Origin of the sequence: Methanoculleus sp. UBA430, assembly GCF_002506585.1 — an archaeon.
Lineage (GTDB): Archaea > Halobacteriota > Methanomicrobia > Methanomicrobiales > Methanoculleaceae > Methanoculleus.
In genome coordinates, this window is the sequence record NZ_DAXW01000002.1 from 87,831 (window position 1) to 95,677 (window position 7,847).

At 61.5% G+C, this 7,847-nt stretch carries 8 protein-coding genes; 3 read left to right on the top strand and 5 right to left on the bottom strand.

Annotated elements, in window-relative coordinates; translation table 11 throughout:
- Positions 1-39: 39 nt before the first annotated feature.
- Complete coding sequence (gene acs / locus BRA49_RS01725) at positions 40-1,938, bottom strand: acetate--CoA ligase (RefSeq protein WP_292382900.1); 1,899 nt, start codon at positions 1,936-1,938, stop codon at positions 40-42.
- A 784-nt stretch (positions 1,939-2,722) separates the two neighbouring features.
- Here acs and BRA49_RS01730 point away from each other — a divergent pair.
- Entirely contained in the window at positions 2,723-2,932 is a 210-nt protein-coding gene (locus tag BRA49_RS01730; protein ID WP_292382901.1) for a hypothetical protein, read from the top strand.
- 229 nt (positions 2,933-3,161) lie between these two features.
- On the opposite strand, the gene BRA49_RS01735 is transcribed toward BRA49_RS01730, so the two are convergent.
- Positions 3,162-3,476 carry a transcription factor S gene (locus BRA49_RS01735; RefSeq protein ID WP_292382920.1) on the bottom strand — a complete coding sequence of 105 codons (315 nt, stop codon included), beginning with the start codon at positions 3,474-3,476 and terminating at the stop codon, positions 3,162-3,164.
- Between the two features lie 175 nt (positions 3,477-3,651).
- Between BRA49_RS01735 and artA the strand changes: the two genes are divergently transcribed.
- Complete coding sequence (gene artA / locus BRA49_RS01740; protein ID WP_292382902.1) at positions 3,652-4,476, top strand: archaeosortase A; 825 nt, start codon at positions 3,652-3,654, stop codon at positions 4,474-4,476.
- Positions 4,477-4,708: 232 nt separating this feature from the next.
- Here the strand turns inward: artA and BRA49_RS01745 are convergent, their stop codons facing one another.
- Complete coding sequence (locus tag BRA49_RS01745) at positions 4,709-5,341, bottom strand: CDP-alcohol phosphatidyltransferase family protein (protein ID WP_292382904.1); 633 nt, start codon at positions 5,339-5,341, stop codon at positions 4,709-4,711.
- Between the two features lie 221 nt (positions 5,342-5,562).
- Here BRA49_RS01745 and BRA49_RS01750 point away from each other — a divergent pair, with 221 nt between their 5' ends.
- Positions 5,563-6,243, top strand: coding sequence for a dihydrofolate reductase family protein (locus BRA49_RS01750; RefSeq protein ID WP_292382906.1), 681 nt, complete (start codon positions 5,563-5,565; stop codon positions 6,241-6,243).
- A 13-nt stretch (positions 6,244-6,256) separates the two neighbouring features.
- On the opposite strand, the gene truD is transcribed toward BRA49_RS01750, so the two are convergent.
- Together truD and pth2 are read right to left on the bottom strand one after the other, a co-directional pair.
- A complete protein-coding gene (gene truD / locus BRA49_RS01755; RefSeq protein ID WP_292382907.1) occupies positions 6,257-7,528 on the bottom strand; it encodes a tRNA pseudouridine(13) synthase TruD in 1,272 nt (423 codons plus the stop codon).
- Positions 7,525-7,845, bottom strand: a complete 321-nt coding sequence (gene pth2, locus BRA49_RS01760) for a peptidyl-tRNA hydrolase Pth2 (RefSeq protein ID WP_292382909.1) — start codon at positions 7,843-7,845, stop codon at positions 7,525-7,527. Before pth2 ends, truD begins: the two co-directional genes overlap by 4 nt.
- Positions 7,846-7,847 lie beyond the last annotated feature (2 nt).

Here is a 7,847-nt window from a genome sequence, read left to right on the forward strand (position 1 = left end):
TTATAACATATTTAAAAGAGTATATAAAGAGTTGGTTGTCTATTCCTCCAGGGTTGAGATGTCCCCGGGGTCCATACCTAATTCCTGCGCTTTTAAGACCCGTCTCATGATCTTGCCGCTCCGGGTCTTGGGGAGCGACTGGACGAAGTCGATCTCGGACGGTATGGCGATGGGCCCGAGCGTCATCCGGACATGGTAGACGAGGTCGTTCTTCAGCTTCTCGCCGGGCTCGCGGCCGTTCTTGAGGATGACGAAGGCCTTGATGGTGTTCCCCTTCAGGGCGTCGGGCTTTCCGATGACCGCCGCTTCCGCCACCGTATCATGGGAGACGAGCGCGCTCTCGACCTCCGCGGTGCCGATGTTGTGCCCGGCGACGACGATCAGGTCGTCGGACCGCCCGATGACCATGATGTAGCCGTCCTTGTCCTTCACCGCAAGGTCTGCCGCGGTGTAGCAGCCCGGGACGGTGTGCCAGTACTTGCGGTATCGATCATCATCGTTCCAGATCGTCCGCATCATCGACGGCCACGGCTCCTTGATGACCAGGAGGCCGCCGGTGCCCGGCGGGACCGGGTTGCCCGCCATATCGACAACGTCCGCGACGACGCCCGGGAGCGACTTCCCCACGAATCCCGGGCGCATGGGTTCGCCCATCATCGTGGTCACCATGTGCATCCCGGTCTCGGTCTGCCACCAGGTGTCCATGATCGGGCACCGGTCTTTGCCGATGACGCGGTAGAACCACTCGAACGCTTCCGGGTTGAGCGGCTCGCCGACGGAACCGAGCACCCGGAGCGACGAGAGGTTGTAGCGGTTCGGCCACTCTTCACCCACCCGCATGAACATACGGATGGCGGTCGGAGCGGTGTAGAAGATGGTGACACCGTACTCCTCGATGAGGTTCCAGTAGGTGCCCGGGGTCGGGTAGTCGGGGGTTGCTTCCGTGAGGAGGCAGGTGGTGCCGTTCAGGAGCGGGCCGTAGACGCAGTAACTGTGACCGGTGATCCAGCCGGGGTCGGCGGTGCACCAGTAGATGTCGCTGTCCTTGACATCGAAGACGTACTTCGTCGAGTAGTAGGCCCCGACGGTGTAGCCGCCGCAGGTGTGGACGATGCCTTTCGGACTTCCGGTGGTGCCGCTCGTATACAGGATGAAGAGCGGGTCTTCGGCATCCATCGGTTCGGCCGGGCATTCCCGCTCCACGCCATCCATCAGCTCGTAGTAATCCACCTCGATCTCGGGATGGAGTTCAACGGGCTTGTCGTCATCGCGCCGGAGAACGACGATCCGCTCGACGCTCGGGGCGTTGACAACCGCCTCCTCTACGATGTTCTTGAGCGGGATTGCCTTGCCGCGCCGGTAGCCGACATCGGCGGTGACGACCACCTTCGCGTTGATGCCCGTGATACGCTGGTTGAGTGCGCTGACGCCGAACCCACCGAAGACGACCGAGTGGATCGCTCCGAGGCGGGCGCAGGCGAGCATTGCTATGACCTGCTCGGGTACCACCGGCATGTAGATGCAGACCCGGTCGCCCTTCCCGACGCCGAGGCGCGAGAGGCCGTTCGCGAACTGGCAGACGGCCTGCAGAAGCTGGCGGTAGGTGTAGGTCCGCTCTTCGTCCTCGTTCTCCCCCCGCCACATGAGTGCGACCTTGTTGCGACGCTGGCTGTGGGCGTGGCGGTCCAGGCAGTTGTGGGTGATGTTGAGCTTCCCGTTGATGAACCACTTTGCGTACGGGTACTCCCACTCTTTCACCCGGTCCCAGGGCTGGAACCATTCAAGTTCCCTGGCGACGCTGTCCCAGAACAGGTCGGGGTTCGCAAGGAACTCCTGGTAGGTCCGGTTGTAGTCGCCGATCCAGGAGTGCTCCTTGCAGCTGGCCTCGGGAGTGTAGTATTTCGCCTCCTCGAGTTTGACATCGAAATTTTCAGCCATCCGACTACTCCTATTATACATTATTAATAATGAATATTATATATCAACATTCTGGTTGGAGAGGCGGATCGAGCGAAAAAGGGTGCCTCTCAGGGACGGATGCCGGGACTTCATCGGGAGAGGCGGAGGTTTGGGGTATGCGTAGATATTACGGGCAGTGTGGCGGATTTATACCCGGAGAGTGGTGGATTCGTACCCGGAGAGAGCGTGGAGGTGGGGGTGAGCTGTCCCGGAGAACGCGCGCGGGGGGAGGGCAGGGTTCCTGCCGTGCGTCACGGGTTGCGGCGGGGCGGAGAGATGTGCGGAAGGTCCGGTGCGGCACCGCCCCCCTGCAACCAAGCTGCCCGTCTTGTCGAAGACCCGCTCAGCCTATCCTGCCTGTTTTTTGTACGTGCCCGGGCGGCACCAGAACCGTGATATGGTAGTGTGATGAGAGTATTGGCATACCCTTTTTCGGTAAAAGAGAGCTTTCCTCCAGGGGCGGTGACCCGGGTGGAAGGAGCCATCCTTCCGGGGATAAGAAGAAGAGAGTTCCCCATGCATGTGGGGATGAACCGGACGCCTGGTCCGATGACGAGGACGCGGCGGTGAGTTCCCCATGCATGTGGGGATGAACCGCGGGTTGCGCGGACGATCCATATTGAGGCTTCGAGTTCCCCATGCATGTGGGGATGAACCGGCCCCTCAGGCCCCGGACCACCCCGACGTCGCGAGTTCCCCATGCATGTGGGGATGAACCGGGCCTGCGGGGTTCGCCGCGGGAGTTCTATGTCCTCAAGCATACGTGGGGCATGAGCATGAGTGGCTGGCTGCCGACCTCGCGATCATCACCGAGAGCACGGCGGAACGTCTCAGGACCTACTTTATTATAAACAGGTGGCCGCGGCGGGAGCCCGGGCTCCCGTTGCCGCCAGAACACCCGACGCCCATGAAACTCCTGGTGCTCCGTGCTCTTAGCGAGACCTGGCACGGGATACCCGGTCTGTACTGGTGACCGGTGACGGCCCCGTACGCATAATGGCTGAAACGACGTAGAATGTCACGGAACGTTGCGGATACCGGATGCACTTGTGAACAGGGGCATACCCCTTTGAGGAAAAAGGACGGCATCGAGAGGAGAGTCAAATCGTCTACGACCGGGAGGATACCGAAGCGGTATGCACCACTCCGGCCAGAAGGAAGAATAAGCCCCGGAGGGGCAACAGGATGCAGTTCCAGCCTGATCAATCATACTCGCGCCACGTCTTCCCGCAGGCGGTGCAGCGGAAGAACCTGACCTCGCTTTCATCTGCCGCCCGCAGCTGGCGCAGCCACCAGTACGCCGTCGTGCATTCACACTCCGGGCACTTGATGCTCGCCGTCGGGAGCGTTGCCACCTTATCTTCTTCGTCGACGATGGTGATCTCTTTCTCGATGCGCTTGTCCGTCTTCTTCAACCGATCATTGACCTCGATCTCCCGGATATATCCGCACTTTTTGCATTTCAGCTGACCACCGGACGATATCATCAGGCCTTTGCACTGGGGACAAAACATCATTATAATGAATGGGATACCGATCAAAATTAACTTGTGGGGATAACAGGGCGGAGCGGGAAGTCGCCGCCCGGGAGCGTGGGGGTTCACGCCGGGCGGCCAGGACTGCGCAGCCGGAGATGCTCGACCGGATCGGGCGTACAAATGATTTAATGTCGGGTACATCGAACGATAATGGATGAAGGATTACCTGGTGCTGATCTCCTGCATCTGCTTTCTGGCCTTCCTGATCCCGGGCCGGTTCCGGAAGTACTTCGCCGTCGCCGGGTGGGCAAGCATCGTCGGATACCTCTTTCTCGAGCTCCCCTACTACTTCTCCATAAATAACTTTATGTACCCGACGATAGCCCTTCTTGCAGTTCCGTTTCTCTTTATCACCGTGAAAAACCTGCTCCATGACGACCCCCGGGTGATACAGCTCTCGACGATAGCGGCCGTAGCGTTCCTGGTATACGCCCCCTTCGGCTACATACCGGCGCTCGGGGACTGGCTGATCGCAACGGTCGTGGGAGAGACGTCCGTAGCGCTGGCGGCGGTCGGGTATCCCGTGAACATCGAGGCATGGAACCTGATGGAGCGCAACGGGTTCCGGACCGAGATCATCCTCGCCTGTACCGGCATCCAGAGCATCGCGATCATGCTCGGGGTTGCCTGGGGTGTGCGGTCGACGACGAGGCAGAAGATCGCCGGTTTTCTCCTGGTCTTCCCGACGATCTACATCCTGAATATCGTGAGAAACGTCTTTGTGATCACGGCTTACGCCGAGCAGTGGTTCCCGTACCTCCCGGAGATTGCCGGCAACGGCGAGTTCGGGTACGAGAGTTTCTTCTGGGCGCACAACGTCATGGCCGAACTCGGGGCACTGGTCTTTCTCGTGATCCTCGCCTACGCCCTCTTCAGGATCCTCCCCGAACTCGGCACCCTCGCCGACAGCCTCTACCGGCTTTATCGCAGCGAGGTGGAGCAGATCGTCCGGCCAAACTCCCGGAGATCCGAACCCTAGTCCCGGGACGAACCGCGCGAGAATTCCGGCCGGGCTCTCGCCCTCACCGGAAGACATTGTTCCCGTTGCAGACCGGGATCAGCGAGTCGGCCATCAGAGGGCAATCCCAGGGCTGAACCGCACCCCACAGACCACCCCGACGGCGGCGGCGCGGGTCTCGTTGCTTGCCGGCGGATCTTCTACCCCCGCCAGACTGAAGAAAGAAGAGATCAGAAGACTCCCGGCCTTCCCGTCAGGAGTACTCCCGGTAAAGGTAGAAGATCCGCTGGACCGCAGAGAGATTCGTGCAGACCGCGATGAGGAGAACCGCGACCCAGATGTACCCGGTCACGCCGCCGAGCACCAGCACAAGGATCGTCTCGGGCCTCCCGAAGAAGCCGACCCCCTCGAGGGGATCCTCGATCTTCCCGGCGATCCTCTCGCTGTAGCCGATCTCCGCATATGTGACCGGTTTGATGAAGGTGTTGATCAGGGACCCGAAGAGCGCCAGCCCCACGATGCCGAAATCGGTGCCCGCCGGGACATCTACGAGGTGGCTGACGATAGGGATGCCGGAGAACCCGACGCCGAGGATGACCGCCGCATCGACGTATTTATCGGCAACCCAATCGAAGACTGCCCCGAATTTGCTCTCCGTATGATTTTTCCGGGCGACGCTGCCGTCCACCAGATCAAGGACTGCCGAGACGATCAGCAGCAGAGCGCCTGCGAGAAAGTAGCGCTGGGTGAAGGCGAGTGCGCATGAAAGGCCAAAGAGCACGGCGAGCATCGAGACCTGGTTCGGCGTAACGCCCAGGTGTGCAAAAAACGACGCGATTGGCTCCGTATATTTGATGAATTTCGGCCGCAGCGAGGTTATATTCATCGCATATTTTATCAGCCCGTAAAGAGTTTAACCTTTGCGTGGGCAAAGGGGACCGGCATGAAACCGGTCAGGCCTCTCCCCGGACCGGGACCGGGCATTGACCGCTATCGGTATATCCGCCCGGCTGACACAGCAATGCATCCAGAACCGGGCGAATCACATACGTTTTGGAATCACCAGATTCATAACCGCTCCCACCAGATAGATCACAAGGAAATTCAATGCCAGATAACGACAGGCCGCATGTCCTCATGATGTCGGAGATCACCGTCGACGGGAAACTCACCCTGAAGCGTGGAGCCTCGAGTAAGATCCTCATGAAGTATATGGCCCCCGAGACCGAGATCCTCCTTCACCAGACCCGGGCGGTATGCGACGCCATCATGGTCGGAGCAAACACGATCAGAATCGACAACTCATTCCTGACGGTCCGGCTGGTCGAGGGGAAAAGCCCGCTCCGCGTCATCCCGACCAGCCAGGCGGATATCCCGCCGGATGCAAACGTCCTCGGGCCAGATGCCAGAACGGTCGTCGCCGCCAGCGAGGCTGCACCAGCGGAACGGGTAGCCCGGCTCCGAGCAGCCGGCGTCGACGTCGTTATCGCGGGAGCAGACGAGGTCGACCTGCCGGAACTGATGCGGGTCCTGGCGAGAGACTACGGCGTCCGCCGGATGATGATCGAGGGGGGGCCGACACTGAACTGGTCCATGTTAAACCACCGCCTCGTGGACGAGATCCGCCTGATCCACCTGCCGTTCATCGTCGGCGGTGCCGACACCCCGTCGCTCGTCGGCGGCATGCATATCGAGACCGAAGAAGAGATGTTCCGGCTCTCCTTGAAACGCCACTACATGTGCGGGAGCAACCTGGTCACGGAGTGGGATGTGCTCTACGGGGCCTAGGGGCCCCGCACTCTTATATCATCATGTAGGGATCCGCCTTCATGTACTCCCGGCAGACCGTCGTCGCGTAATGGCCGGGGGGAAGCGTGAACCGGAGCCGGACACTCGTGTCCGATATCTCCGCCTGCACGTCGGCAGAGAGGCTGATCGGCCGGAGAACCCCGGCGAACTTCGTCGCCACGAACCGGGAGGCGCGCTCAAAGTCTCCGGCGTTGACCCCCGACTTCTGCATCAGGTCCTGCATGATCTCATCCATCGGCCCGTGCGAAGTCACCGGTTCTGCGCCGGATATGAAGAGGGCGATCCGGCACCGGCCGCGGCGGATCTGCAGCAGGGCCGCCTGCCGGTTCCGCGCGGAGACGATATCTTCGCGGCCGTTCGAGAAGAGCAACCGGTCGCCGGCCTCCGGCTCGGTCAGCGTGAGGCCGGCCTCGATGCGGGAGGAGAGCGCGCAGTTGAAGAGATACGACTGGAACGCGCTCACGAGGAGCGAGAGGAGTTTCGGGGGAAGGACCCGGAGCGCACCGGCGTAGTCGCCGGGGTTCGCGACGAGGTGGTTTACCATCGACCGCTCGTAGGTCATCTGGACGGGGAGGTCGGCGAGTGCCGCTCGTGGATCCCGGGTCTCGGCGAACCGGGTCCGGGCCTGTCGCACCGCCTCAGACTCGCGGGGGTAGGCCCGGCCGACGTAGGTGGCCACGGCGCCTTCGTAGTCGCCCTTGAGGATCCTCTCGCCGACGAGGTGAGTGACCGGCCGAACGACACCGAACCGCTGCAGCCCGTAGTAGTTCGGCACCCCGCGAGCCGCGACCGCTGTCACCGCCTCCACCCGCTCGGCGAGGTCTTCTGGGATGCAGTCCCGGATCGTGATATCGAACCGGTTCCCCGCGAGGCACCCGAGGATGAGCGAGTGCTGCGACCGCCCGACGACCTCGAGCGTGATATCCTTGAGGTGAACCTGCCCGACCGCTTCGGGCGTAACATCGTAGATCGATATGAACTGAGTGGTCACCGCGTTCTTGTCCTTGGTCCCCGCCCAGGCGATCCGCCGGTGGCTGATGCCGAGCCGTTTTGCAATCTCCTTGACCGCCCGCTGGAGTTCCCAGTTCGTCTTGGTGAGCCGGCAGATGAGATAGGGGCCGTTCGGATCGCTGATCGGGAGCGGCAACTCTTCGACGATGAAGTCCTCGGGGCTTGAGCGGAGCCGCCCGCCGATACCGGGGGTAACGGACGCGTAGTAGCGCATCCCCAGTTCCTCTTCGAGAGGATAGGGCGAGGGCATCATAGCAGGGAGAGGTCGCCGGTGATCCGGTCGAGGTCTTCGGCACGCGCGGGCCCGAGACCGAGCGCCGTCACGGTCCCCGGCGGGATCTCGGTCATCCCGGCGTCCTGGATGATCGATGCGGGAATGCCCGCCCGCTCTGCGATCGTCTTGAGTTCAAAGAGCTGCCGCTCAGCCGTCACCTTCAGCACCACCTTCTTCTGCCCCTCGTCAAGCCAGGCCTTCTTCGCGATTTTATCGGCCTTCTCGTAGGCTCCGATGGCGGCGTGGGCGATCTGCGCACACTTCTTGCCGCAGCTCATCTTGATGTCGGCGCGCACGA

What these genes read in the sequence shown, in the direction of transcription:
- acs (WP_292382900.1), bottom strand. Translation starts at nt 1,938, where the DNA reads ATGGCTGAAAATTTCGATGTCAAACTCGAGGAGGCGAAATACTACACT.
- BRA49_RS01735 (WP_292382920.1), bottom strand. Translation starts at nt 3,476, where the DNA reads ATGATGTTTTGTCCCCAGTGCAAAGGCCTGATGATATCGTCCGGTGGT.
- artA (WP_292382902.1), top strand. Translation starts at nt 3,652, where the DNA reads ATGAAGGATTACCTGGTGCTGATCTCCTGCATCTGCTTTCTGGCCTTC.
- BRA49_RS01745 (WP_292382904.1), bottom strand. Translation starts at nt 5,341, where the DNA reads ATGAATATAACCTCGCTGCGGCCGAAATTCATCAAATATACGGAGCCA.
- BRA49_RS01750 (WP_292382906.1), top strand. Translation starts at nt 5,563, where the DNA reads ATGCCAGATAACGACAGGCCGCATGTCCTCATGATGTCGGAGATCACC.
- truD (WP_292382907.1), bottom strand. Translation starts at nt 7,528, where the DNA reads ATGATGCCCTCGCCCTATCCTCTCGAAGAGGAACTGGGGATGCGCTAC.